Annotated in this window: 21 protein-coding genes; 9 read left to right on the forward strand and 12 right to left on the reverse strand. The window is 68.6% G+C overall.

Annotation, left to right across the window (positions count from 1 at the left end):
• The first annotated feature begins 412 nt into the window (after positions 1-412).
• Positions 413-1,384: a magnesium transporter CorA family protein gene (locus WBA97_RS22915; RefSeq protein WP_424232948.1), complete on the forward strand. Its 972-nt coding sequence runs from the start codon at positions 413-415 to the stop codon at positions 1,382-1,384.
• A gap of 151 nt (positions 1,385-1,535) precedes the next feature.
• Here WBA97_RS22915 and WBA97_RS22920 read toward each other — a convergent pair whose 3' ends face one another.
• The gene (locus WBA97_RS22920; protein ID WP_424232949.1) at positions 1,536-1,745 is read right to left on the reverse strand and encodes a DUF397 domain-containing protein; all 210 of its coding nucleotides are present in this window, start codon (positions 1,743-1,745) and stop codon (positions 1,536-1,538) included.
• A 26-nt stretch (positions 1,746-1,771) separates the two neighbouring features.
• Positions 1,772-2,653: a helix-turn-helix domain-containing protein gene (locus tag WBA97_RS22925; protein WP_424232950.1), complete on the reverse strand. Its 882-nt coding sequence runs from the start codon at positions 2,651-2,653 to the stop codon at positions 1,772-1,774.
• A gap of 455 nt (positions 2,654-3,108) precedes the next feature.
• On the opposite strand from WBA97_RS22925, the gene WBA97_RS22930 reads away from it, so the two are divergent.
• Genes WBA97_RS22930 through WBA97_RS22950 form a run of 5 tightly spaced genes read left to right on the forward strand, consistent with a single transcriptional unit; the run spans position 3,109 to position 6,679 of the window.
• Positions 3,109-3,951 carry an aspartyl/asparaginyl beta-hydroxylase domain-containing protein gene (locus WBA97_RS22930; protein WP_424232951.1) on the forward strand — a complete coding sequence of 281 codons (843 nt, stop codon included), beginning with the start codon at positions 3,109-3,111 and terminating at the stop codon, positions 3,949-3,951.
• Between the two features lie 25 nt (positions 3,952-3,976).
• Positions 3,977-4,846 (forward strand): hypothetical protein, encoded by an 870-nt coding sequence (locus WBA97_RS22935; protein ID WP_424232952.1) that lies wholly within the window; start codon positions 3,977-3,979, stop codon positions 4,844-4,846.
• Entirely contained in the window at positions 4,843-5,436 is a 594-nt protein-coding gene (locus tag WBA97_RS22940) for an LOG family protein (protein WP_424232953.1), read from the forward strand. Before WBA97_RS22935 ends, WBA97_RS22940 begins: the two co-directional genes overlap by 4 nt.
• On the forward strand, positions 5,433-5,978 hold the full coding sequence (locus WBA97_RS22945) for an orotate phosphoribosyltransferase (protein WP_424232954.1): 546 nt from the start codon (positions 5,433-5,435) through the stop codon (positions 5,976-5,978). The genes WBA97_RS22940 and WBA97_RS22945 overlap by 4 nt, the downstream gene beginning before the upstream one ends.
• Entirely contained in the window at positions 5,918-6,679 is a 762-nt protein-coding gene (locus tag WBA97_RS22950) for an HAD family hydrolase (RefSeq protein WP_424232955.1), read from the forward strand. Before WBA97_RS22945 ends, WBA97_RS22950 begins: the two co-directional genes overlap by 61 nt.
• Here WBA97_RS22950 and alaS read toward each other — a convergent pair.
• The 7 genes from alaS to asnB form a co-directional block, all read right to left on the reverse strand.
• On the reverse strand, positions 6,669-9,341 hold the full coding sequence (alaS, locus tag WBA97_RS22955; RefSeq protein WP_424232956.1) for an alanine--tRNA ligase: 2,673 nt from the start codon (positions 9,339-9,341) through the stop codon (positions 6,669-6,671). The genes WBA97_RS22950 and alaS overlap by 11 nt on opposite strands.
• 358 nt (positions 9,342-9,699) lie before the next feature.
• Positions 9,700-10,059 (reverse strand): hypothetical protein, encoded by a 360-nt coding sequence (locus tag WBA97_RS22960; RefSeq protein WP_424232957.1) that lies wholly within the window; start codon positions 10,057-10,059, stop codon positions 9,700-9,702.
• A 70-nt stretch (positions 10,060-10,129) separates the two neighbouring features.
• Positions 10,130-11,254, reverse strand: coding sequence for an alkaline phosphatase family protein (locus tag WBA97_RS22965; protein ID WP_424232958.1), 1,125 nt, complete (start codon positions 11,252-11,254; stop codon positions 10,130-10,132).
• Complete coding sequence (locus tag WBA97_RS22970) at positions 11,251-13,356, reverse strand: alkaline phosphatase family protein (protein WP_424232959.1); 2,106 nt, start codon at positions 13,354-13,356, stop codon at positions 11,251-11,253. Before WBA97_RS22970 ends, WBA97_RS22965 begins: the two co-directional genes overlap by 4 nt.
• Positions 13,340-13,945, reverse strand: a complete 606-nt coding sequence (locus WBA97_RS22975; protein WP_424232960.1) for a DedA family protein — start codon at positions 13,943-13,945, stop codon at positions 13,340-13,342. The genes WBA97_RS22970 and WBA97_RS22975 overlap by 17 nt, the downstream gene beginning before the upstream one ends.
• The gene (locus WBA97_RS22980; protein ID WP_424232961.1) at positions 13,942-14,742 is read right to left on the reverse strand and encodes an MBL fold metallo-hydrolase; all 801 of its coding nucleotides are present in this window, start codon (positions 14,740-14,742) and stop codon (positions 13,942-13,944) included. The genes WBA97_RS22975 and WBA97_RS22980 overlap by 4 nt, the downstream gene beginning before the upstream one ends.
• Positions 14,743-14,787: 45 nt before the next feature.
• Complete coding sequence (gene asnB / locus WBA97_RS22985) at positions 14,788-16,713, reverse strand: asparagine synthase (glutamine-hydrolyzing) (RefSeq protein WP_424232962.1); 1,926 nt, start codon at positions 16,711-16,713, stop codon at positions 14,788-14,790.
• Between the two features lie 98 nt (positions 16,714-16,811).
• On the opposite strand from asnB, the gene WBA97_RS22990 reads away from it, so the two are divergent.
• The gene (locus WBA97_RS22990) at positions 16,812-17,693 is read left to right on the forward strand and encodes a Ppx/GppA phosphatase family protein (protein ID WP_424232963.1); all 882 of its coding nucleotides are present in this window, start codon (positions 16,812-16,814) and stop codon (positions 17,691-17,693) included.
• A 9-nt stretch (positions 17,694-17,702) separates the two neighbouring features.
• The gene (locus WBA97_RS22995) at positions 17,703-18,137 is read left to right on the forward strand and encodes a hypothetical protein (protein WP_424232964.1); all 435 of its coding nucleotides are present in this window, start codon (positions 17,703-17,705) and stop codon (positions 18,135-18,137) included.
• Between the two features lie 45 nt (positions 18,138-18,182).
• Here WBA97_RS22995 and WBA97_RS23000 read toward each other — a convergent pair whose 3' ends face one another.
• Both WBA97_RS23000 and WBA97_RS23005 read right to left on the reverse strand, forming a co-directional pair.
• Positions 18,183-20,939 carry a carbohydrate-binding protein gene (locus WBA97_RS23000; protein WP_424232965.1) on the reverse strand — a complete coding sequence of 919 codons (2,757 nt, stop codon included), beginning with the start codon at positions 20,937-20,939 and terminating at the stop codon, positions 18,183-18,185.
• Between the two features lie 80 nt (positions 20,940-21,019).
• A complete protein-coding gene (locus tag WBA97_RS23005; RefSeq protein WP_424232966.1) occupies positions 21,020-22,492 on the reverse strand; it encodes a discoidin domain-containing protein in 1,473 nt (490 codons plus the stop codon).
• A 221-nt stretch (positions 22,493-22,713) separates the two neighbouring features.
• Between WBA97_RS23005 and WBA97_RS23010 the strand changes: the two genes are divergently transcribed.
• A complete protein-coding gene (locus tag WBA97_RS23010; RefSeq protein ID WP_424232967.1) occupies positions 22,714-23,292 on the forward strand; it encodes a TetR/AcrR family transcriptional regulator in 579 nt (192 codons plus the stop codon).
• Here WBA97_RS23010 and WBA97_RS23015 read toward each other — a convergent pair.
• Complete coding sequence (locus tag WBA97_RS23015) at positions 23,218-23,724, reverse strand: N-acetyltransferase family protein (protein ID WP_424232968.1); 507 nt, start codon at positions 23,722-23,724, stop codon at positions 23,218-23,220. The genes WBA97_RS23010 and WBA97_RS23015 overlap by 75 nt on opposite strands.
• Between the last annotated feature and the right edge of the window lie 173 nt (positions 23,725-23,897).

A 23,897-nucleotide genomic window follows, 5' to 3' on the forward strand; every position in this document is an offset into this window, starting at 1 on the left:
CGCGGTGTGATAGCACGAAGTGAGGACGACGGGATGGCAGGCAGACCCGAACCCAACGCAAGAAAACCTCGAAACCCCAGACCATCCTGGAGACCTGCCCCTCCGGCGAGGAGCCGCCGGAGGCAAACACAACCAGGCTCAACGTCCTGCGTCGTTCGGGGCACTGGGATCGCACCCTGCTGGTGCGGGGTTTGACCGGGGCGGCGTCCGTCGTGCGACCAGACAAACTGAGATGATTCAGGTTGAGCGTCCCGCTTTCGGGGCATCGCGCCTGTCCGCTACCTCTGGCGGAACGCCGCTGGGGGCGGGCGCTGCGCGCCCGGCCCGCGAAGCGGGCTTGACCAGGTTGACACCCATCGCGCGGCGGATGAACCGAGAAGAACATCGGTGGACTCAGGGTTACCGTTGGCGCGTGGCACGCACCCGCTTGTATCGGAACGGGGTCCTGGAGGCCGAGGACTTCCCGCCCGAGGAGATCTCGGCGCACCTGCGCGACGACGCGCTGACCGTGTGGCTCGACCTCGGTGCCCCGACCGAGGCGGACCTCGCGTTGATCGCGTCCGAGCTGGGCCTGCACGAGCTGGCGGTCGAGGACGCCGTCCACTCGCGACAGCGCCCCAAGCTCGACCGGTACGACACCCACAACTACCTGACGGCGTACTCGGTGGCGCTCGACCCGGCCACGGGCCAGCTGACCACCGCGGAGCTGGGCATGTTCGTCACCGACCGCGCGGTGGTGACGGTGCGCCCGGGTGGTGGTTTCGACATCGACGCGGTGATGCGGCGGTGGGACGAGCTCTCCCATCTCGCGAAGAACGGCGTCGGTTTCCTGCTGCACGGGCTGCTGGACTACGTGGTCGACACGCACTTCACGGCCGTGCAGAGCCTCGACGACCTCATCGAGGAACTCGAGGACACCGTGTTCGACGAGAAGGCGTCGGCGCCGGAGTCCCAGCGGCGCGCGCTCGCGCTGCGAAAGTCGCTCGTGACGCTGCGGCGGGTCGTCCTGCCGATGCGGGAGGTCGTGAACACGTTGCTGCGGCGGGAGGACAACGCCATCGACCAGGCGATGGTGCCGTACTTCCAGGACGTCTTCGACCACGTGCTGCGTGCGTCGGAGTGGACGGAGTCGTTGCGGGACCTGGTGACGACCATCCGGGAGACGCAGCTCAGCATCCAGGGCAACCGGCTGAACCTGATCATGAAGAAGGTGACCGGCTGGGCCGCGATCATCGCCGTCCCGACCGCGATCACCGGCTTCTACGGCCAGAACATCCCCTACCCCGGCCTCGGTCAACCGTGGGGCTTCTGGGTGTCCGCCGGGTCGATCCTCCTGGTGGGCGGCGGCCTGTACGCCCTGTTCAAACACCGGGACTGGCTGTGACCCCGGCTACCGGAACGCCTCCGCCAGCCACCACGAGCCGCCGTCGTCGGTGATCTTCGCCGGTCCGCACCATCGTCCACTCATTCCGCCACCGGCCCGAGACATGAGAAACGGGGCGCCCTGAGCCGCCCCGTCTCGCTGTCTGTGTCTCCTACAGTGCGCCGCCGTCGCGGCCCTTGGCGACCTCGCGGAACTGGTCCCATGCAGAACCGGTCAAGAGGAGTGCGCCGCCGTGCGGATTCTTCGAGTCCCGCACCGCAGCACCGGCCCTGATCGTGGCAACCTCGATGCATTCGTTGCCGGAGCTGCCGCTGAAGCTGCTCTTGCGCCAGCGGAGCTGGCTTTGGTTCGTGGTTGCCATCGCCGGCACCTTCTCTCGGTTGGTAGTCATCGGTGCTGCTGGGCAACCTTAGCGATCAGCGCGCGAGACTCGTCGGGGTCTGCTGCGACTGCCCGCAGGCGCTGGAAGGCGCTTGCATATCGTTGGATGACCTGCACGTCCTCGGGATAGGTCGAGCTGGCGAAGTCCTCCAGGTAGACGATGGTGCCGCGCTCGGGAAGCTTCAACAGGCGGAAGGATGTTTGCGCCGTGAACGCCTCGTCCTTGTCGCGTGTCTGCTTTGGTCGGAACGGCAGGATGCGCAGCTCCACGTTGGGGAGTTCGGCCAGGTCGAGCATGTGGTTGAGCTGACCGCGCATGACCGCGTCGTCCCCGATGACGCGGTGCAACGCGGCCTCGTGTTCGATGAGTTCGAGTTGGGGTGCCGCCGGGTCGGTTCGCCGAAGTAGCTCTTGCCGGCTCATGCGGGTCTGAACCTGTCGGTCGATGTCAGTACGCGACGCAAGTGGCGACCCGCCCTGAACCAGGGTTCGGGCGTAGTGCTCGGTTTGCAGCAGACCGGTGATCACCAGTTCGTCGTAGCCCATGATGTCGCTGGCATCGGCTTCCAGCGCGAGGTAGCGGCGGAACGAGTTCGGGATGGCGTCGCGGTAGCTGGACGTTCGCCGGCTTGCAACGCGCGATTTGGGCTGTGCGGCCAAGCGCAGAGCCTCCGCTGACTCCGCGTCGTTGGCTCCGTACACCTCGCACAGTACGCCGACCGACTCGGCGGCGATGCCCTGTTTGCCGTTCTCGATCCGGCTGATGCTGGCGTAGGACGTACCGATGTACTTGCCCGCCTCGGCAGCTGTGAGGCCCTTCCGGTCACGTAGATCGCGCAGCAGGATCCCGAGCTGGATCTGTGCGATTACCGGGTCGTCCTTGGTCATTGAGCGCCCTTCTTGCTCATCGTGCGCACCGAGCACGCGCCATCGTAACTGACGGTGACACGTTCATTAGTCCGTTCAGGGTCTCGCCATATTGTAAATTACAACGTAATGTTCATGACGTAAGAAGGATGCACTGACATTGAACCAGGTGGGATCACGGATGCTGTAAGTGGTCTCCGGCGAAAGGCGATGGTCCGGTGGGCACGAGCGCGCGTCGCGATGGCACGCAGTGTCAGCCGGACTTCACCAAACGTCCCGGTGGGTGATGTCTTCGTCGTCGTCACCCACCGACCCCGCACGGACAACAGCGCGCTAACTCGCTGCGTGTCGGTGGCGTTCCCGATGTCCGTGTGGTAACCGAGCGGGATCACTCCGGAGCCGCGCGGGGCGAAGCCCCTGTTGTCCCTAAACCGTGCCTCGCGACCGATCGTTGCGAAGCGGAAGGAGCGTGTCTTATGCCCGTCGCCGAAACCACGAACGCCGGCTTGCTTCAACAGGTCGCCCGCCTTCACCAGCTTGATCCCGGCGTGCTGGAGCGCTTGCGTCACGAGGCGCTGACCGCGCCGTCCGAGTGGGTCGCCGAGTACGGACAGTTCCAGTCGGGCGGCTGGTGGACGGTGTCGCTGCTGAACGACACCGGCGTTCCCACCGACGTGACGATCAAGGACTGCGACCCGGTCGAGACCACGCTCTTGAAGCGGATGCCCGCGACGCAGAAGTTCTTGTCCTCACTGGGATTGCGTTACATGTGGGTGCGGTTGGCGCGACTCGGGCCGAACTCGTTTCTGTGGGAGCACCGCGACTATGACGAACTCGCCGACTCCGAACGTCACCGCCTACACGTGCCGCTGGTGACCAACAGTTCCGCCGCGCTGGTGACTGGCGGTACGAGGGTTCACATGCGCGCCGGCCATTTCTGGCGTCTCACCCCGACGCACGTGCACGGTGCCTGCAACCTACTCGGGCCGGACCGGCTTCACCTGATTCTGGACTGCTACGCCGACGACAACCTGTCGCGGTTCAGGGAGAGCGAGCAGCTTGCCTACTCCGATGCGGTCCGGCTGCCTGCTGCGGCGACGCCTCAGCTTGACGATCACCTCGTCACGGCGCGGGGCTTGGCCAGCCTGGGCTATGAGCGTGCGGCGGAAAAGTACCTTCTGCGCTTGTTCTACACGTATACGTTGCCCGAGGGCTGTGTGTACGACCTGATCGCGAATATGTACGACTCGCTGGATCGTTCGGACGAGGCCGCGACGTGGCGGGCCAACAAGAACGTCTTGCTCGGCCTGTCTCGATGATTCGCGATCACCCGAAGGAGCACCCATGAGTAGCGCTGTGCTGGACGAACTCGCCAGGGCCAACCGTCCCGACCAGTTCGGCCTGTTGGAACGAGCAACCGACCTGTTCACCGCCAGTCCCGCAGTCACACACCTGTTGGTGCGAGGCTCGCTCGCGTCGGGGACCGCCGACCGGCTGTCAGACGTCGACTTCGTGGTCGGTGTCGAGGACCGCCACTTCCTGGAGTTCGTCGCCGTCCTTGACGCGCTGGCGTCGGCCGACCTGGGCGGGATTCTCCCCGGATGGCGGGACACGATCGTGGGCGACATGGGCGGTCTTGGCTATGTCTACCTGGTCGGCTGGGCCGGTCACCTCCAACAGGTAGACCTGTATGTGATCCCCGCGAGCCAGGTCAACCAAGTGAACGAACACACCACCGCGCGCCCGATCTTCGTTCGCGACGCGGACGCCGTCTACCAGCCTGACCCGAGCGTGTCGCCGTTCGTCACGCGCACCATGGCCGAGTCACGCTCGTGCGCCGAGCTGCTGATCGAGACGCTCGTGGTCGGTTACCTGATGCGCAAGCGGATCACCCGTGGTCAAGAGTTCATCGCCTATTCCGAGGCGCACCTGTTCAACACGGCGGCCAAGAACCTGATCAAGACGGCCCTGGCGCCGACGTCCCGCCACTACGGCTGGTACCAGCTACGCGAGGAGATCGGCTCCACCCCCATCGGGAAAGAATGTCTGCGCGACCTCGCCGCGCTGATCTCCGCGCCGGCTATCCCCACCGCGGAGACCCTGGCGACGGGCCTTGACCGGGTGGTCGCCATCGCCGAGCGGGCAGCGCCCGAGGCTGTGGAATGGCTCCGGCCCGCAATCGACGCCTACCGCTACTACCTGGAGCTGGCATGACATTCGACCCGGAACCACGTCCGGCGGCATCCTTCTTCGGTGGTGTCGTGCCGGCGTCGGAGGAAGAGGAACGCCTCGCGTATGGCATCGGCGCGGCGCTCGGCAAGGCTGGCGTAGTGCTGAGGCACGGCGGCTACAACGGCCTGATGGAAGAGGCCGCCCGCGGCGTCGCCACCGCAGGTGGCCAGGTGTTCGCTGTGACGTTGAAAAACGTCGAGTGGGGCAAGTTCAATCCGCACGTCACCGCCGCGATTCACCTACCCACCATGGGGGAACGGCTCCATCGGTTCCTCGACGACACCGACCTGGTGGTCGCGATGGGAGGCGGTGTCGGGACGCTGCACGAACTCACCGCCGCAATCTGGTACGCCGGCAACATCCGCCCAGTGCCGGTCTGGCTTGCCGGCAAAACGGCCTTGCGGTTGTTGACGTTCCTCAAGGTGGAGCGATGGGTGTTCGAGACGCCGACCCGGCCGCTCGGTTTTCTCCGCGAGATACCGGATCTGGCCACCTTCGAGCGGGAACTGTCCGCGTTGAACCTCGACCGCCCGGAGAGGACCAGCATGGCGACCTCACGGGGTGCCCGATGACCATCTCCGCGAGCCTCCTTACCCGCATCCGGGACACGGCGTGTCAGCGCGGCGCGTTCCAGTTACCCACGGGGCGGATGCTTGACGAGTACTTCGACGAGTACCTGTTGGCCGCCGACCCCGCGTTGCTGTATGAGGTTGCGGCAGAGATCGCGCACAGTGTGCCGATCGAGATCGAGACCCTCGTCGGTCTCGATCTCGGCGGTATCCCGTTGGCGGTTGCGTTGTCAGCGGCCACCGGCGTCCCTGCCGGTTTCCTACGCCGGGAACGCAAGACCTACGGCACCTGTCGCCAGTTGGAAGGGAAACCCGTAGCAGGCAAGCGGATCGCCATCGTTGATGACGTGGTCCGCTCCGGGTCACAAGTCCTTCGCGCGGCATCGTTCCTCCGGCAAGAAGGTGCCACCGTCACGACGGCCGTATGCGTGCTGGACCGTGAGCTTGACGGGCGAGCGCGCCTCGCGAACGACCAGATCGCGTTGTGCTCTCTGCTCACGCCTGCCGACCTCGACACGCCATCATCGATTCGGCAAGCAAGCTGACCGACCAGACGACCGGAGTCGACATCGTGGGATCCGGGTACGCGGCGTTGTTCGATATGGACGGGGTCATCATCGACACCCGCTCGGCAACTGCCACGGCGCTGCACGTCTTGGTGACCGCCGCGCTCGGCGCTCCCGTTCCGGCCGCAGTTGTTGACCAGTGCGTAGCGCTGGCACCCGTGGACGCCCTGGCGGCTCTCGGTGTCCGGGACGCTCGGCGCGTCTACGAAGAGCACTTCGACGGGGCGTTGGCCGACGCGGTGGGCCAAGTTCGGACGTTCGAACCGGTCCTCGCGGGGATGCTTGAGTTATCCCGGGCGGGTGTCGGCCTCGGCATAATCACCGCCCAGGCGCACAGCCGCTTGCCGTTCTTGCTGCCCCCGGTGGTGGCGGCTCTGGTCGACGTCGTCATCGCGCACGAGGACGCGGCACCGAAGCCCGCGCCAGACGGTGTGGTCACCGCTTGTGCACGGCTCGGTGTCCAGCCCCAGCGCGCGTTTTACCTTGGCGACACGGCGAACGACATTGCCGCCGGCCGTGCCGCTGGAGTGGTCACCGTTGGTGCCGGGTGGGGATTCGTCGGCCCCGACACGCTGCGTCGCGTCGGGGCCGACGTCGTCCTTGCCGAGCCTCACCACGTAGGAGTGAGCCTGCTGACCCACCTTGACGGCTGGCCAGATCGGCAGCTCGTCACCGACTGACGGTCTGCTCAATCACGCGGGAGACCTCGCGCAGCGCGTCGATCGTGGCCAACGGGTCCGTGCCGCCGCCCTGCGCGATGTCGGGCTTTCCGCCGCCGCCGCCCTTGAGTACCTTCGCCGCGACCCGCACGAGGTCCCCGGCCTTGAGCCCGTGTTTCCGGCCTTTCTCGTTGACGGCGGCCACGACGATCGGCTTGTCGTTCGCCAACGTCGTCACCGTCACGACCGCCGGTTGGTCGCCGAGCCTGTCCCGAATGTCGACCACGAACTTGCGCAGCTCGTCGTTGTTCGCAGGCTCGGACAGATGCCGCGTCACGACGGACACACCACGAACGTCCGTCGCGTCCGCCACGAACTCGCCGGCCAACCGCTTGAACTGGGCCGCGCGGAGTTGTGCCACTTCCTTCTCGGCGTCACGTAGCTGCTTGAGCAGCGCTGCGACCCGGTCAGTGGCCTCGCTGACCGGCACCTGGAGCAGTTCGGAGATGTTCCGCACCAACGCGCGTTCTTTCGCCAGGAAACGGTAAGCGTCCAGGCCGACATAGCCCTCGATACGGCGCATACCCGAACCCACCGAGGATTCACCGATCACGGTCAGCGCGTTGATCTGCGAGGACCGCTCAACGTGCGTACCGCCGCACAGCTCGCGGGACCAAGGACCGCCGATCTCGATGACCCGTACCTCTTCGTCGTAGGTCTCGCCGAACAGCGCGATGGCGCCCATCTCGCGCGCCTCTGGCAACGACGTGTAGACCGCGCGGACCGGGAGGTCTTTCCGAATGGCGAGGTTGGAGACCTCCTCGATCTCGCTGCGGGTCTCCTGTGACAGGCTGCCGGTCCAGGAGAAGTCCAACCGCAGGTAACCAGGCTTGTTGTAGGAGCCGGCCTGCAAGGCGTCCGGGCCGAGCACCTGTCGTAGCGCGGCGTGGATGACGTGCGTGCCCGAGTGAGCTTGACGCGCTCCCAACCGCCATTCCGGGTCGACCTTGGCCAACACGTGCAGGCCCTCGGTCAGCTCTCCGCGCCGCACCCGTACCTGGTGTGTCCAGAGCTTCCGCGCCACCTTCTGAACGTCAAGTACTTCCAGCTCAACGCCGTCCGCGATGATCGAGCCGGCGTCGCTGTCCTGTCCGCCGGACTCGGCGTAAAGTGGCGTCCGGTCGAGCACGACCTCGACAATCTCGCCCTCGACGGCCACCGGCACGCGCTCACCTTCACGGATCACGCCCCGAACGGTGGCCTCGCTCTCCAACGTTTCGTAACCGGTGAACTCGGTAGCGCCGAGCTGGAGAAGATCACGGTAAACGCCCTTGTCACCATGTCCGCCGGTCTTGCGGGTGGCCGCGTCCGCCTTGGCCCGAGCGCGCTGCTCGGTCATCAGGCGGCGGAAGCCTTCCTCGTCCACCGTCAGTCCTTGCTCCTCGGCCATCTCCAAGGTCAGGTCGATGGGGAACCCGTAGGTGTCGTGGAGCTGGAACGCCTGGTCGCCGGGCAAGATCAGGCTGTCGCTCTTACGGACGTCGGCGGCGGCAAGGTCGAAGATCGCCGTGCCGGACTTCAACGTCCGCGAGAACGCGGACTCCTCCGCCACGGCGACCCGATCGATCCGGTCGCGCTGGCCGACCAGCTCCGGGTAGGTCGGACTCATCACCTCGACTGTGCGCGCCACCAGTTCGTGCACGACGGGGTCCTGGGAACCGAGCAGGCGCATCATGCGGACGGCACGGCGCAGGATGCGGCGCAGGATGTAGCCGCGTCCCTCGTTGGCCGGCGTGACACCGTCCCCGATCAGCATCACGCTGGTAAGAATGTGGTCGGCTACTACGCGCAGCGCGACGTCGTCCTTGCGGGCAGCGCCGTACTTGGTGCTGCTCAGCTCGGCCGCCAGGTCGAGAATCTGGCGGGTCGTGTCAATGTCGAAGATCGTGTCCACGCCCTGGAGGAGCGCCGCCATACGTTCCAGGCCAAGGCCTGTGTCGATGTTCTTGGCGGGCAAGTCACCGAGGATCGGGTAGCCCTCCTTGGCCGGTCCCTCACCCCGAATGTTCTGCATGAACACGAGGTTCCAGATCTCCAAGTAGCGCTCGTCGTTGGCGAGCGGGCCGCCATCGCGTCCGAACTCCGGGCCACGGTCAAAGCAGATCTCCGAACACGGGCCGCACGGACCAGGCACGCCCATCGACCAGAAGTTCTCCGCCATACCCAACCGCTGGATGCGGTCAGCGGGCACGCCGACTTCGGTTCGCCAGATGTGCTCGGCCTCGTCGTCGTCGGTGTAGACCGTGGCCCACAACTTGGACTCCGGCAAACCCAGTCCGCCATCGGCAACCGGCTTGGTCAGAAAATCCCACGCATAGGGAATTGCCTTCTCCTTGAAATAGTCACCGAAGGAGAAGTTGCCGAACATCTGGAAGAACGAGCCGTGACGGCTGGTCTTGCCGACCTCCTCGATGTCGACCGTCCGCACGCACTTTTGCAAGCTGGTCGCGCGGGGGTACGGCGGGGGAGCCTCGCCGAGGAAGTACGGTTTGAACGGCGCCATGCCCGCGTTGATCAGCATGAGCGTGGGGTCGTCGGCGATCAGCGATGCCGACGGGACCACGGCGTGTCCCCGCTGCTCGAAGAAACGTAGAGCACGGCTGCTGATCTCTGCCGACTGCATGAGTAGCCTTCCAAATGGGGTTGAGACGTCGGGTTACGGGACCACGACCGCAGTGAGCGCGACGGCTCCGCTAGCTGGTCGTGACCTGACCATGGTATGCGGGTCGACCAAGGCGGTTCTTACGGGTGACGTCGACCCGGGAGTGACCTGCTGGCCAACGCGGGGCGGCACGCCACCCGAGGAACCTGGCACGCCGAGAACGTGCACGAAGCGTGCCGCCTGGTAGCGGAGCGTGCCTGTCTGCGGCCAAGCGGTAGGTCTGCGCGAATGGGGGGCCAGCCTGAGTGCGTCGGCGCGATCCGTGCCAGCTACGCCGACCCATTAGGTCCACGTCATGGCGCCTGACATCCGGTGGCCGCTACGACTTGGCCGCGTCACGCCTGCGCGCTTTGGCGCTGAGCATGGCTATGCGGGAGAAGTGAGCACGGCTCGCGGATTCGGCGCGGCGGGCGCGTTCGTCTGGCGGTAAGACACCGTCCGGATCGAGCTGGTTGGCGAACCGGTCATTTGCGGCCTTGCGTGCGGCGGCGGTTCGGGCAGCGCGGTCGGCGGTGTTGGCCCATGAGGTATAAGTGGCGATCTTGGCGCGCAGAGAGCGCTGCTCCGGGGTCATTTCGTTCATACGTTCAGCACAGTCATCCACGTTACCGCCGGTCAAAGCCACTATTTCAAGATCAACAACAGTGTCTCTTACCGGACCGTCGAGTGCGGTGAGCACGTCCTGCCGCCCGCGATCGCGGCGAGGAGATCTTGGAGAAGCGGCATCCCGCAGTCCTACCGCACAAGGGTTAGTTCGGGACGGATCCCTTACCCTGTGCGACCAGCAATGGCACCAGCTGTTCGGCCGGGGTGAGTGAACCGTGCTGCCCGACCAGCCGGGACAGGAACGGCTCCGCCTCCGACCGGATCACCCCGGCCGTGCCGCTGGCCGCCACGACCACGTCCCCGATCCGGTCCGCGAAGTGCGGGGACAGCGGCCCGAACCAGCCCTCGTCCACCGCCTGCTCGCGGGACACCGTCCACGCCGCGTCGCCGAGTACCCCCTGCCACCTCGCGAGCACGTCGGCCGCCGCGCCCGGCTCCGCGTGCACGTGGCGGGCCCGCGGCTCACCGGTCAGCGCACGGACTCCCTGCCGCAGCACGGGATCGGTGTCGGCGTCGAAGGTGTGGTCCATGGTCACCATGCCGTGGTCGCCGGTCACCGCGAGCTGTGCGTCCGGCGGCAGGAGCGACACGATCGTCTCGACGAGCCGGTCCATCTGCCGCAGCTGCAACCGCCACGCCAGCGAGCCCGGCCCGTGCACGTGTCCCATCGCGTCGAGGTCCGCGTGGTAGCCGTACACCAGCTGCCTGCCCGGCCTGCCCAGCGCGGTCACGATCCCCGCGGCGAGGTCGCCGAACGCGTGCGTGCCGGTGAACGTGCCGCCGCGCAGCGTCGCCCTGGTGAGCCCGGAACCCTCGAACATGGATCGTGACACGACCGTCACGCCGATCCCGGCGGCCGCTGCCCGCTGGAACACGGTGTCGGCGGGCTGGACGATCTCGGGCGGGAACGACTTGCGCAGGTCCACCCTGCCGTGTGTGCCCTGCTCCGCCCACCGCAGCGTCTCCATCACGACCTCGTCGGACAGCCGCAGCGACGTGCCGAGCAGCCCGTGCGCGCCGGGCGGCAGGCCGGTGCCGAGCGACGCGAGGCTGATCGCGGTGCTGGACGGGAACCCGACGGTCAGCGGGCCCGCGTCGGCCATCGACGTGAGGAACGGCGCGTCCTGTGGGTGCGCGCGCAGCAGCTCGCTGCCGAGCCCGTCGACCAGCAGCAACGCGGTCGCCCGCGCGGGTCCGAGCAACGTGGACTCACCCAGTACCGATGGCAGCACCTCGGCGAGCGAGCGGACGCCGTACTCCGGGATCATGTCTCCGCCACCAGTTCGGTTTCCTTCTCCCGCACCGGTTCCGGGTGTCCGAGGTGGTCGAGCCAGCCGCGCACCACCCGGTGCAGCCGCTCCGCGCCGACGATCTCGCCGGGTGCCGGCAGGTCCGCCGGGTACAGGAGGAACCCGCGCGACTGACCGCCGCCGAGCCCACCGTGCGACCCGACGTGCACCTCGAACGGCGACGCGTCGTCGGTGGTCGGGTTGTACCGGCTGTTGATGATGATGTCGGGGCAGTGCGCGAACCCGTCGGTGCGGCGGATCAGGTCGGCGGCGTGCGGCCCGTAGGGCGTGAGCGGGTCCTCGCCGGACACCGAGCCGTCGTCCCGCAGGCGGCGCACTCCGTTGCGGCCCAGCACGATCGGGCCCGACTGGGCGCCGCGGACCAGCAGGAACCCGACACCGGGATGGTCGACGAGCGATGGCAGCAGGTCGGGGAACTCCCGCTCGATGGTCTCCATGTCGACCCGGCCTTCGTGTTCGGTGAACGACACCATCGCGACGTGCCCGGAAACCACGACCACCACACCGGGTGCCGCGCGCGTCACCGCCGCGGGTTTGCCCTCCTCGGTGCGGTGCCGGTCGCCCGCGCCGTGTCGGTCCGCTCGTTTCCGGAGCGCCATCGCGATGGGGCCCGCACCAGAGGACGCCTCCGCGAGTGCCGCGCCAAGCTGCCACGCACCGGTCTTCTGCTTGCGCCGCGACCCGTTGGCAGGCGGCGTCCCACCGCACAGGCGGCCGACGAGCTGCTCGATCGACTCGCCGAACCGGTTGGTGAACGCCCAGCCCTGCGTCACGCCGTGGTCGGACAGCACCACGAGCCGGTAGCCGCGCGGGGCGAGCCGGGCGGCCCTGCGCAGGCGGCCGATCTGCTGGTCGATGGACCGGATGACCGCGAGCGCGTCGAACCGTTCGATGCCGGTGTGGTGGGCGACCTCGTCGTAGCCGAGGAAGTCGGCGTACACGACCGGCCTGCCCGCCAGCATGTCACCGATGATCGCGGACACCACCAGGTCGCGGGCGATGACCGTGGTGCCCGCCCGCGCGAACGGGTAGAAGCCGCCGCGTTTGATCCTCGGCCGCACCCGTGCCCTGCGCTGGCGCACCGACGCGGAGATCTCGCGCAGCACGTCGACGAGTGCCGACCCGAACGTCCGCACCACGTTGATCGGGTTCGCGAAGTAGGCGTAGTAGCCAGAGCCCGCCGGGTCACGCCGGCGGCGGTGTGACTTCGTCAGGAACGGCACGGCGCTCATCGTGAGGCTCGTGTGGTCGGCGTCGCCGGTGAACAGCCCGCCCCGCGCCGCGCCGCCGTTCGCGAGCAGGCCCCGCCCGTTGGAGTGGCGCCGCTCGATCTCGGCCGCGTCCGCCGGGTGCGCGCACGCCATCACGTGGTCGCGATCCTTCTCGTACCAGCGGAAACCGAGGATGTCGTCGTTGGTGCCGTGCAGCAGGCCGCACACGCTCGCGCCGGTCTGCGAGCTCCAGTCGCAGTGCCAGTCGGTGAGGACGTGGCTGCCGTCGGACAGCCAGCGCGCCAGCGTTGGCAGGTCGCCGTCGCGGACGCCGCGGCGCACGGTGTCGTAGCCGAGACCGTCGATCTGCAGCAGCAGCACACCGGGCGGGTCCTCGCCGGGGCCGGACCCGTCTCGCCAGAACCGGCGGGCCGCGCGGCGGAAGAACACCTCGTCCTCGTCGATCGCGAGCATGCTGCTGACCACCCCAGCGACCCCCGCCATCACCACCGCCACCAGCACCGCGGTCCGGATGTTCGCGACGTACACGTCCGGCATCGCGAACGAGATGCCGAGGATCCCGGCTCCCAGCAGCAGGAACGAGAACAGCCCGAGCAGCAGCACCGCACCCGCGGGCGCGAACCGCATGATCAGCGGCCACACCACCGCGCTGAGCAGCCCCAGCATCGCGGCGAACACGGTCGGCTGCCACCAGAGCGGCATGGCGAAGTCGGTGAGCCACAGGTCGAGCAGGTGCAGGCTGACCGCGACGAGCATCCAGACGAGCAGCAGGCGGGCCACGGCCCGCCCGCCACGCAGCAACCGGCCCCGGTCAGCGAGCTCCGGCATGCTTGCGTGCCTCCCGCCGCTTGCTGATCAGGCCGATCACCAACGTCACGATCAGGATCAGGAACGTCGCGATCACCGTCGCGATGAGCGGGTTGTCGAACAGCCCGCCACTGAGGACACCCAGTGCCGAGTAGGCGAGGGCCCACAGCAGGCACGCGCAGGCCGCGGCGGGGCCCAGCCGCCGCCACGGGTAGTCGAGCGCCCCGGCCGCCAGCAACACGGGAATCCGCCCGGCGGGCACCATCCGGCCGATGACCACGAGCAGCCACCCCCGCTGGCCGAACCTCTCCCTGGCGTTGTCCAGCTTCTCCTGCGACTGCCTGCGCTCGAACCACCGCGTGAGCGAGCCCCGCCCGCCACGACCCGCGCCGAACGTGACCAGGTCGCCGATCAGCGCCCCGACGGTCGAGACCACGATCACCAGCGCGAGGTTGAGGTTCCCGCCGCTGACGGCGATCGCCGCCCCGGCACCGACCACGGCCCCGGTCGGCACCACCGGCACGATCGACCCGAGCAGCACCCCACCGAAGATCACGGGGTAGCCGAGTGAGGCGGGGTGTGTCCAGTCGATCCCCAGAAAACCACTCACGACGAGCCAGGCACGGCGCCGGGCAGCCGTACGTTCTCGCCGGGCCGGGTGACCACGACCTGGGTGGCTCCGGTGACCGCGTCCGCGAACTCGTGCGGCGGGTCCGTCAGCAACCGGCGCATGCGTTTGCCGTGCCTGCCGGGCACCCTGGGCAACCCGGCCACGGCGAGCGTGCCCCAGTGCACCGGCACCGCGACCCTGGGCCGGATCAACTCGACCGCGGCGGCCGCCCTCGCGGGGTCCATGTGACCGGGCCCGAGGGTGGGCCCCCAGCCCCAGACCGGCAGGAACGCGACGTCGATGCCGGTGAGGTCGGCCATCTCGGGGAAGAGGTCGGTGTCGCCCGCGGCGTACACCTTCCGGTCAGCGCCCTCGATGAGATGTCCCATCGCCACGGCCTGCGGCCCCCGTGTCGACCTCGGCCCCCACCGGTGCCCGGAGTGCTCCGCCCGGACTCCGGTGATGCGCAGGTCGCCGTGCTCCAGCTCCTCACCGGGCGCCAGCTCGTCGACGTGACGCACGCCCTTGCCGCGCAGCCAGTCCCCGGCACCACGCGGCACCACGACCCGCACGTGCTCGCTCAGCAGCCGCAGGGACGGCAGGTGGACGTGGTCTCCGTGCAGGTGGGACAGCAGAACGAGGTCGACGTCGGCCCGGTCGGCCGAGGTGGCCGACGGCGTCACCCTGGTCAGGGCCGACACCCGGTCGGTGAGCACGGGGTCGGTCAGCACGGCGTGCCCGGCCAGCTCCACCCGCACGGTGGAGTGCCCGACGAACCGCAAACCAAGGGAACACACGCGACCATTATCCCCAGCCGGGGGTGCGGCGGCAGCGGCGCGGGGTCAGAGCTTGACCGGGTACGCCGGCTCCGGCACCGCGACCTTGATCCGGTTCTCGATGAAGATCCCGTGCCACACCATGAACACGATCAACGCCCACAGCTGCCGCGACCGGTCGAGCTGACCCTCCCGGTGCTCGTCGAGCAGCGCGAGCACCGCCTGCCGGTCCAGGTGCTCGTCGGTCTGCGACGACGTGATGATCGACCGCGCCCACTCGTACATCTCGTCACGCAGCCAGTGCCGGATCGGCACCGGGAAGCCCAGCTTGCGGCGGTTGAGCACGTGCGGCGGGATGATCCGCTTCAGCGCCTGCCGGAGCGCGTACTTGGTGGTGCCGCCCGCCAGCTTCTCCTCGCGCGGCAGCCGGGACGCGACCTCGAACACCTCGGTGTCGAGGAACGGCACCCGCAGCTCGAGCGAGTTGGCCATGGTGACCTTGTCGGCCTTCACGAGGATGTCGCCGCGCAGCCACGTGAACAGGTCGACGTGCTGCATCCGCGCCACCGGGTCCCAGTCCCAGGACTCCCGGTACCAGGGCATGGTCACGTCCTTGAACCCGATGTTCGGGTTGTAGTGGCGCAGCACGGCCCGCAGCTGCTCGTCGCGGAAGTTGCGGGCGTTGCCGTAGTAGCGGTCCTCCAGCGACAGCGCGCCGCGGCGCAGCAGGTCCTTGCCGCGCACGCCTTCCGGGATCCTGGTCGACACCTTGCCGAGCATCTTGCGCATGCCGTCCGGCATCTTCTCGAACGGCGCCAGCGACACCGGCTCGTTGTAGATCGTGTAGCCGCCGAACAGCTCGTCCGCGCCCTCGCCGGACAGGACCGCCTTCACGTACCTGCGTGCCTCGCGGGCGATGAACCACAGCGGCACCAGCGCCGGGTCGGCCACCGGGTCGTCGAGGTACCAGACGATGAGCGGCAGTGTGTCCATCATCTCCTGCGGCGACACGGTCCTGACCACGTGCCGCACGCCGATGGCCTCCGCGGTCTCCGCGGCAACGTCGATCTCGGAGTAGCCCTCGCGTTCGAAGCCGGTGGTGAACGCGATCAGGTTCGGGTTGGACTCGCGGGCCAGGGTGGCGGTCGCCGTGGAGTCGATGCCGCCGGACAGGAACGCGCCGACCGTGACGTCCGGGTCGGAGATCATGTGCTTGGCGACCGAGTCACGCATCACTTCGGCGATCTGGTCGTACAGCTTCTCCGGGTCGGGCACCGGCTTCGCGTCGAAGGTGGGGTTGAAGTACCGGTTGAACTGGATGCGCTGGCCCGGCCGCACGTAGAACGAGGTGCCGGACTCGATACGGCGGATGCCGGTGTGCATCGACTCGGGCTCCGGCACGTACTGGAGCACCAGGTAGTGCTGCAGGGCACGGCGGTCGAGCTGTTCACGCACGCCAAGCGGCCCGGACAGTTCGAGGAGGCTCTTCTTCTCGCTGGCGAACGCGACCCCGCCCGGCCCGCCGGACCAGTACAGCGGCTTGATGCCGAACGGGTCGCGGGCGCCGAAGACCACCTTCTCCTGCGCGTCCCAGATCAGGAACGCGAACATGCCGCGCAGCTTCTTGACCGAGTCAGGGCCGAGGTGGTGGAACGCGGCGACGATCGCCTCGCCGTCGCCCTGCGTGCGGAACCGGGCGTCGAACCGGTCAGACAGCCATTGCCGCAGCTCACGGTAGTTGTAGATCTCGCCGTTGAAGTTCAGCGTGTACCGCGTCGGGTTCTCCGGCGGCCCCCAGACCAGCGGCTGGTGGGAGTGCTCGAGGTCGATGAACGCGAGGCGGTTGAACCCGTAGACGACCTCGCCGCCCGCCCAGGTGTCGGTCTCGTCCGGGCCGCGGTGCCGCTGGCAGCGCATCGCCGCCCGCACGGCGTCGCGCCTGGCGGCCGCGTGGTGGGGGGTGGCGCAGACAAGTCCGATCAGGCCGCACACGCGAGGTCACACCTCATTCACGGGTAGGGGGTGCCCCAACTATGCCGTATGCCGATACGAGTGTTTGTCTCGACCGCGCTGTGGGAACCTGGAGCACCATGAAGGAGCCACCAAGAGCCGCGGTACTGGACGTCGGGTGCTACAGCGCCCATCTCATGGTGGTCGAAACGTCTCTGACCAGGCCTTTGGTGTCTCACAAGGTCCGGCTTCGACTGGATCGCGCACTCGACGACGCGAACCGCATCTCCCAGGATGGCATCGATCACATCGCCGCGGCGGTCGCCGAGGTGCAGGAGCGGCTGCAGGACGTGCGGGTGTCCGCGTTCCTGGCGTTCGCGACGTCGTCGGTGCGGGACGCGGCCAACGCGTCGCAGGTCGTCACCAGGGTGGCCAAGCGCACCGGGCTGGAGCTGCGGCTGCTGTCCGGTGAACGCGAGGCCAGGATGTCCTACACGGCGTGCCGGTCGTGGTTCGGCGCCACCGACGCGCTCGCGGTGCTCGACATCGGCGGCGGCACGGTCGAGCTCGCCGCGGGTGACGCACGCAGACCCGCGTTCGCCCGCTCGCTGCCGCTCGGCGCCCGCACACTCACCCGATCGGGGCTTTCTCTGCCGAAGCTGCGGGCCACGTTGCCCGGCCGTATCGCCGAGGCGCTCCCCAAGGACGCGCTCGCCGCCCTGTCGGAGGGCCGCGCGGTCGGGTGCTCCAAGGTGTTCCAGCAGCTGGCGGAGCTCACCGGGTCGCGGTCCCGGCTGCGCGCGGCTGACCTGGCCGAATGGATTCCCCGGCTCGCCAAGATGACGCCGCGGCAGCGCGCCAAGCTGCCCGGCATCTCCCGGCACCGCGCACGGCAGTCGCTCGCGGGCGCGGTGGCCGCCGAGGCGCTGATGGGCGCGACCGGCCACGAGACCATCGAGATCAGCCCATGGTCGACGAAAGAAGGGCTGTTGCTCAACCTGTTGCGAGCGCAGGGAAACTAGTATGGACCGGTGAGCGTTCGCGAGTGGCTCGCCGGAGCGCCGCGCTACGAGCCGATCCGGCTGGTCGAGGCGTGGGACACCTACGAGCGCGCACTGGCGGAACGCCCGGTCGACATCACGACCGCGATCGGCGGCAGCCAGCCGACGTCGTTCAGCGCGCTGTACACGGCCAAGGCGGTCGCCTACTTCACGACGCTGGCTGGCAAGGAGCGGTGGCCGTGCCCAGCCGAGCTCGCCGAGGGCGCGGGTGAGGAGTTCCTCGCGTTCGTCGAGCAGGAGCTGCCGCCCGGTTACATCGACGTCCTGGAGCGCACCAGCCACGTGCCGCCGTTGAACGGCGTCCGCCACCGCAAGGTGTTCCGGGGGAGCGTCTTCCGGCATCCGGACGTGGACGGCGTGTGCGTCCTGTGGCGCTGGTACGCCACGGAGTCGATCCCTGAGTGAACGGGCGCCCACCTCGTCGTGGGCGCCCGTCCACCTACCCGCGGTCTAGAACCGCAGGGTCAGGGTGTCCACGTCGAACAACGAACCGGCGCCGCCCGTGAACGTCAGGAACAGCGGGCCGGACACGTTGCCCGTCAGCGTGGTCGAGACGTCCTGGAACGTCTCCCAGCCGCCGGTCACCGGGACCGTCACCGTGCCGAGCACCGTGCCCGTCTGGGAACCGGACCGGATGGTGATCGTGCCGCCGGCGCCCGCCGACGAGATCCGGGCCGAGAAACCCTTGGCACCACTCGTGTTCAGCTGTGAGTAGCCCGCCCAGTCGCCGGTCTCGATGTACCCGGCCGTGGTGCCGCCGCTCGCGCCGGCGTGCGCCGCGGCCTGGACGCCGCCCGTCGACGTCCACGCCTCGCCCTCGGCCGAGCGGGTCGTGCCCGCACTGCCCGCGTTGAGGGTGAACGCGTCCACGTCGAACAGGTTGCCCTGTCCTGTCACGCCCTTGAACACCAGGAACAGCTGCGTCGTGCCGGACGGCGCACCGGACAGCGTGCCGTTGACGTTCACGAACGTGTCCCAGTTGCCGGTGTTCGCGACCGCGGCCGAACCCAGCAGCGTGCCGGTCGCCGAGCCCGCCCTGACCTCGATGGTGCCGCCGGGGCCGCCGGAGGACACGCGGGCGGTGAAGCTACCCGCGCCGGCGAGCGCGTACGGTGTGAACGAGATCCAGTCGCCGTTGTCGGTGAAGCCGACCGTGGCACCGCCTTCCGCGGCGCCGTGCTGGGCGAGTTCGATGCCGTTTTGCGCATTGAAGTGTTCACCCTGCCGGTGTCGCGGCTGGAGCTTGCGCTTGCTGTGCGTGGTCAGCCCACCGTTGTCGGTGTACTCGGCGTCGAACACGCCGTACACGTTCGCCGCCGGGTCGTGCTCGCCGTCCACCGGGGTGGTGATCGTGCCGGAGCAGCCGGTCTTCGACGTGATCTCGTGCTCGTGGCTGTCGTGGCCCAGCAGGTAGCGGAGCTTCACCCGGCCGCAGTCGATCGCGCCGTCGTCCGGGTCGGACACGGTGACCTGGTAGCTCACCGTGTCACCGAAGGAGAACAGCGCGCCGTCCAGAGTGGACAGTGTCACCGACGGTGCCGTGTTGCCGACCGAGATCTGCACGTTCGCCGACCCGGTGAGGCCCTGCGGGTCCCGCACGGTCAGTGTGGCCGTGTAGTTTCCGTTGGTGTTGTACGTCTTCGCCGGGTTCGCCGTCGTCGACGTGGTGCCGTCACCGAAGTTCCACGCATAGGTGAGCGCGCCGCCCTCCGGGTCGGAGCTGCCCGCCGACGAGAAGTTCACCGTCAGCGGTGACGGGCCGGAGGTCCTGTCCGCCGCCGCCTTCGCGATCGGGTTGCGGTTCGTCCCGCCGATGTACTCGACCCGCCACAGCGCCGCGTTGTTCGTCCCGCTGCCGTAGTCGAGCACGTACAGCGCGCCGTCCGGCCCGAACGCCATGTCCATCACCTGCGTGCCGGTCCACGGGAACGCGCCGATGTCGCCGACCCCGCCGGAGCCGGTCACCTCGATCGCCTTGATCCAGCGGCGTCCGTACTCGCCGGCGAAGAACCGGCCGTCGAGCGACTGCGGGAACTTGACGGCCGAGCTCAGGTTCGGGTCGAACCGGTACACCGGCCCACCCATCGGCGACTCGGAGCCGCCGCCGAACTCCGGTGGCGTGCCGCTGTCCCCGCCGTACTTGATCCACGCGGCCTTCGGCGCGGGCAGCTTCTGCTGACCGGTGTTGCGGAAGGAGTTGTTCGTCGGCCCGGTGCCGCAGTCGAACTTCCCGCCGGAGGGACCGGACGGGAACGCGAAGTCGTTGTAGGTCTCGGTGGTCGTGTTCGTGCCGGTGCAGTACGGCCAGCCGTAGTTGCCCGGCCCGGTGATCCGGTTGAACTCGACCTGCCCGCCCGGCCCCCGGTCCGGGTTGGTGCCGCCCGCGTCCGGACCGTAGTCGCCGAGCCACACCGTCCCGGTCGCCTTGTCGACGCTCATCCGGAACGGATTCCGGAAGCCCATCGCGTAGATCTCGGGCCGGGTGTTCGCCGTGCCGGGCGCGAACAGGTTCCCTGACGGGACCGTGTACGTGCCGTCGGCCTGCGGCTTGATGCGCAACACCTTGCCGCGCAGGTCGTTCGTGCTGCCGGAGGACCGCTGCGCGTCGAACTGCGGGTTGCGGTTCGTGCGCTCGTCGATCGGCGTGTAGCTGTCCGACTGGAACGGGTTGGTGTCATCACCCGTTGTCAGGTAAAGGTTTCCCGCCGCGTCGAAGTCGATGTCGCCACCGACGTGGCAGCACTGGCCCCGGTCGTTCGCGACCCGCAGCACGATCTTCTCGCTCGCCAGGTCGAGGGTGTTGCTGGTGTTCAACACGAACCGCGACAGGCGCAGCTCGCCCTTCCACCGGTCCCACTCCGCCTGGTCGCCCTCGGTCGGCGCGTCGCCGCCCGGAGTGGACAGTGCTGGCGAGTAGTACAGCCAGATGAACCGGTTCGTGGCGAAACCGGGATCGGCCGCGACTCCCTGGAGACCTTCCTCGTCATGGGTGTAGACGGACAGCTTGCCCGCCGTGGTGGTGTTGCCCGCGGCGTCGGTGACGCGCACCGTGCCGTCGCGGGCGGTGTGCACGACCGAGCGGTTCGGCAGCACGGCAAGGGACATCGCCTCGCCGAGCTCGCCGCCGCCGGACGCGAGCTGGACCTGTTGGTAGTCACCGGGTGGGATGACGGACCCGGCCTGGGCGGCGGGGACCGGTAGGAGCATCGCGGCAGTGAGCAGTGCGGCGACAGCACCGCACCGACGCCGTTTTTGCAGGGACATCGGCGTCCTTCTCTTCTGTTGTTTCAGTTACGGAATGCTTGGACCTCAGCGGCCTGGCCTGCTGGCCAGCCGGTGTTGCCGCTGAACACCAGGCGCACGAACCGGTGGCTGCCCGCCGTGACGGGCACGCTCACCGTGTTCTGGGTGGCGGGGTCGAAGCGGTACCCCTTCGCGGCGGCGATCGTCGTGTACGACCCGCCGTTGCCACTCGCTCGTACCTCGACGGTCTGTGTGCGGGCGCCCCACGACGGCGGCAGCGACAGCACGAGCCTGCCGACCTCAGCCGACGACCCGAGGTCGACGGTGAGCGTCTGCGGGAACGCGTTGTTCGCGCTTTCCCAGTAGCTGCCCTGGTTCCCGTCGTTCGCGTTCGACGCTGGGTAGCCGGGCTGCGTGCTGCTCGCCGTGATCGCCTTGCCCCGCGCCAGGTCCGGATTCGCGGGTGGCACCGTGCCGCCGGTGAACCGCTCGACCCAGTAGCGGGTGCGGTCGAGATACGCGGTCTCGGCGGCGGCACCGGTCGTGCCGTAGGCGCCGTCGTAGGTCAGGTAACCGTGGCCGCCGGGTGGGTTCGAGCGGGCGGGCTCGATGATCGAGCCCTCGTGCCACTCGTTGAACGACGTGACCGACACCCACGTCGGCGCGCCGCCCGTGGCGGGGGCGAGCGCGTTGTTCCACTGCTGGTCGTACATCGCGCCGTTCGCCCGGTCCACGGTCGGGGTCGTGTTGCCGGGCACCGCGCGGTCGTCGAGGTAGCCGGGCGCGACCGACGGCGCCCACACCAGACCGTTGGCCTTGCAGAAGTCCGACGCGTTCTTCCAGCCGGGCGCGGTGGCGCCCGCGATGCCGTCGTAGGTGTACATGCCGCCGAAGTGCGCGACCTTGGAGGTGTCGGTGGTCTGCGCGAGCACGATGCTGTTGTGCGCCACCTGGTCGAGCGCGGTCCAGTCGGTGATGCGCAGGCTCTCGAACACGTAGAACGCCGCGCGGTTGCCGTGCGCCGCGTCGCGGTAGAACGCGGGGCTCGACCCGTAGCGGGAGTGGAGGTAGTTGATGTCGGCGACCGTCGACGCCGCGGTGCGCCCGCCGTAGGGCTCCAGGTGCCAGGCGACCTTGACGCCGTGGCGCTCCGCCGCGGCCAGGATCGCGGGGGCCAGGTTGTCCTCATAGGACCCCTGTCCCCACCAGCTGGTGGCGATCACGCCCGCGCCGGACTGGCGGACCCATGCCATGTGCTGGTCGAGCACGGCGGTGCTGCCGGAGTCGTACGCGCCGAGCGACGGGTAGAAGTTGGCGCCGATGTCGTCCGGTGGCGTGTGACCGCCCTGGTCCCAGTGCCGGTAGGTGCCGTACCAGGGGTAGTAGAAGAGGTGGACGTCGGATGGGACGGCTTGGACAGCCTCGGGCTGCGCACCAGCCCTCGGCGCGGGGGTGGCGACCGCGCCGAGAGCGAGCAGCAGAGCCAGAAGGCCGACGATGCTATGCAGGGTTCGCATGTCTGCCCTTCGATCCTCGCAACACTGCCAGGTGATGTGGAGGATACGCAGAGTCAACAGAAGATGGCAATATGCCAGCAGTGATGTGCAAAAAACTGACATGGTGATGCAATTATGCGATCCCTGGTTTTGGCTGGTCAGCACCCAGGCTCACGGGCGGGCGGATCGGCCGGGTTTGGCTGGTAGCCTGCTATGACGGACGTCATAGTCGGGAGGTCGTCGTGACCGGTGAGGCGCGGTCGCCGAGGGAGCGGATGGTCTACAGCACCGTGCAGCTGGTGCGGGCCCGTGGTGCGACCGGCACCGGGGTGCGCGATGTCGTCGAGCACGCGGGGGCGCCGCGCGGGTCGTTCCAGCACTACTTCCCCGGCGGCAAGGACCAGCTGGTCGGCGAGGCCGTGCTGTGGGCCGCCGACTACCAGGTCGACTGGGTGCGGGCCTACCGCGCCAGCGCCCGCAAGCCCACGCCCGCCGGGCTGTTCGCGCACATGGCGCGCATGTGGAAGCAGGAGTTCGGCACGCGCGGCTTCGACCGAGGCTGCCCGCTCATGGCCGCCGCCGCGGACCTCGTCGGGGCGGACTCTGTCGTGTCGGACCAGCTGCGAGAGGGGATCGAGCGGTGGGAGGCCGCCGTCGCGGGCGAGCTGGTCGCGATGGCGGTGCCCGCCCGGCGGGCGAAGCGGCTCGCGACCCTCATGATCAGCACCATCGAGGGCGCGATCATGTCAGCTCGGCTGCGGGGTGATGTCGGTCCGCTCACGACCGTCGTCGCGGAGCTTGCGCCACTGCTCGACGGCTGACCGCACGTCCAGGTCCAGCGTCGTGTCGCAGCCGTGGTGGTGGGACGCCACCACCGGCAGCGATCGGGTGAGGTAGTCCAGCAGCGACGTCTGGCACACCTCCATCCGCACCACCGCGACCCCGGCGTGTGCGAGCAGCGTCACCACCAGCTCGCGGCCGAGTCCCTTGCTCTGCCAGCGGTCCTCGACGATCATCGCCACCTCGTGCACCCCGGGTTCCTCGAACACCGGGCCCACGCTCGCGAGCGCCACGATCTCCGCGTCCTCCTCGGCCACCATCGCGACGTGTTCGCCCGACAGGCACCGGCGCAGATAGCCGGGCGGGAACTCGGTGACCACGCCGTGGAACCGGCGGTAGGAGGTCATCGGCGAACACCGGGACAGCATGCGGGCCAACGCATCCGCGTCTCCGGGCGCAAGCACGCGGATCACCGGACCGCCGTCCTCGCCTCGATCGAACCCAGTCGCACGACGTCCTCCCGGATCATGACACCCGTCATACTAGTGCCCCGTCAAGGTGAAGGGGGTCGTTTATCCGTGGTCCAGGTGGTCGCTGGCAAGGCGCGGGAAAGCCGCTCGTACCGGGTTGTACTTGGGCTTTCCCG

The sequence above is a fragment of the Actinophytocola sp. genome (assembly GCF_049647105.1).
In the GTDB taxonomy this organism is placed as follows: Bacteria; Actinomycetota; Actinomycetes; order Mycobacteriales; family Pseudonocardiaceae; genus Actinophytocola.

Bases quoted from the DNA above. Each gene is read 5' to 3' on its own strand.
- WBA97_RS23000 (WP_424232965.1), bottom strand. From the start codon at position 20,939: ATGCTCCTACCGGTCCCCGCCGCCCAGGCCGGGTCCGTCATCCCACCC.
- WBA97_RS22925 (WP_424232950.1), bottom strand. From the start codon at position 2,653: ATGACCAAGGACGACCCGGTAATCGCACAGATCCAGCTCGGGATCCTG.
- WBA97_RS22930 (WP_424232951.1), top strand. From the start codon at position 3,109: ATGCCCGTCGCCGAAACCACGAACGCCGGCTTGCTTCAACAGGTCGCC.
- WBA97_RS22940 (WP_424232953.1), top strand. From the start codon at position 4,843: ATGACATTCGACCCGGAACCACGTCCGGCGGCATCCTTCTTCGGTGGT.
- WBA97_RS22990 (WP_424232963.1), top strand. From the start codon at position 16,812: ATGAAGGAGCCACCAAGAGCCGCGGTACTGGACGTCGGGTGCTACAGC.
- WBA97_RS22935 (WP_424232952.1), top strand. From the start codon at position 3,977: ATGAGTAGCGCTGTGCTGGACGAACTCGCCAGGGCCAACCGTCCCGAC.
- WBA97_RS22970 (WP_424232959.1), bottom strand. From the start codon at position 13,356: ATGCCGGAGCTCGCTGACCGGGGCCGGTTGCTGCGTGGCGGGCGGGCC.
- WBA97_RS23005 (WP_424232966.1), bottom strand. From the start codon at position 22,492: ATGCGAACCCTGCATAGCATCGTCGGCCTTCTGGCTCTGCTGCTCGCT.
- WBA97_RS22965 (WP_424232958.1), bottom strand. From the start codon at position 11,254: ATGATCCCGGAGTACGGCGTCCGCTCGCTCGCCGAGGTGCTGCCATCG.
- alaS (WP_424232956.1), bottom strand. From the start codon at position 9,341: ATGCAGTCGGCAGAGATCAGCAGCCGTGCTCTACGTTTCTTCGAGCAG.
- WBA97_RS22920 (WP_424232949.1), bottom strand. From the start codon at position 1,745: ATGGCAACCACGAACCAAAGCCAGCTCCGCTGGCGCAAGAGCAGCTTC.
- WBA97_RS22945 (WP_424232954.1), top strand. From the start codon at position 5,433: ATGACCATCTCCGCGAGCCTCCTTACCCGCATCCGGGACACGGCGTGT.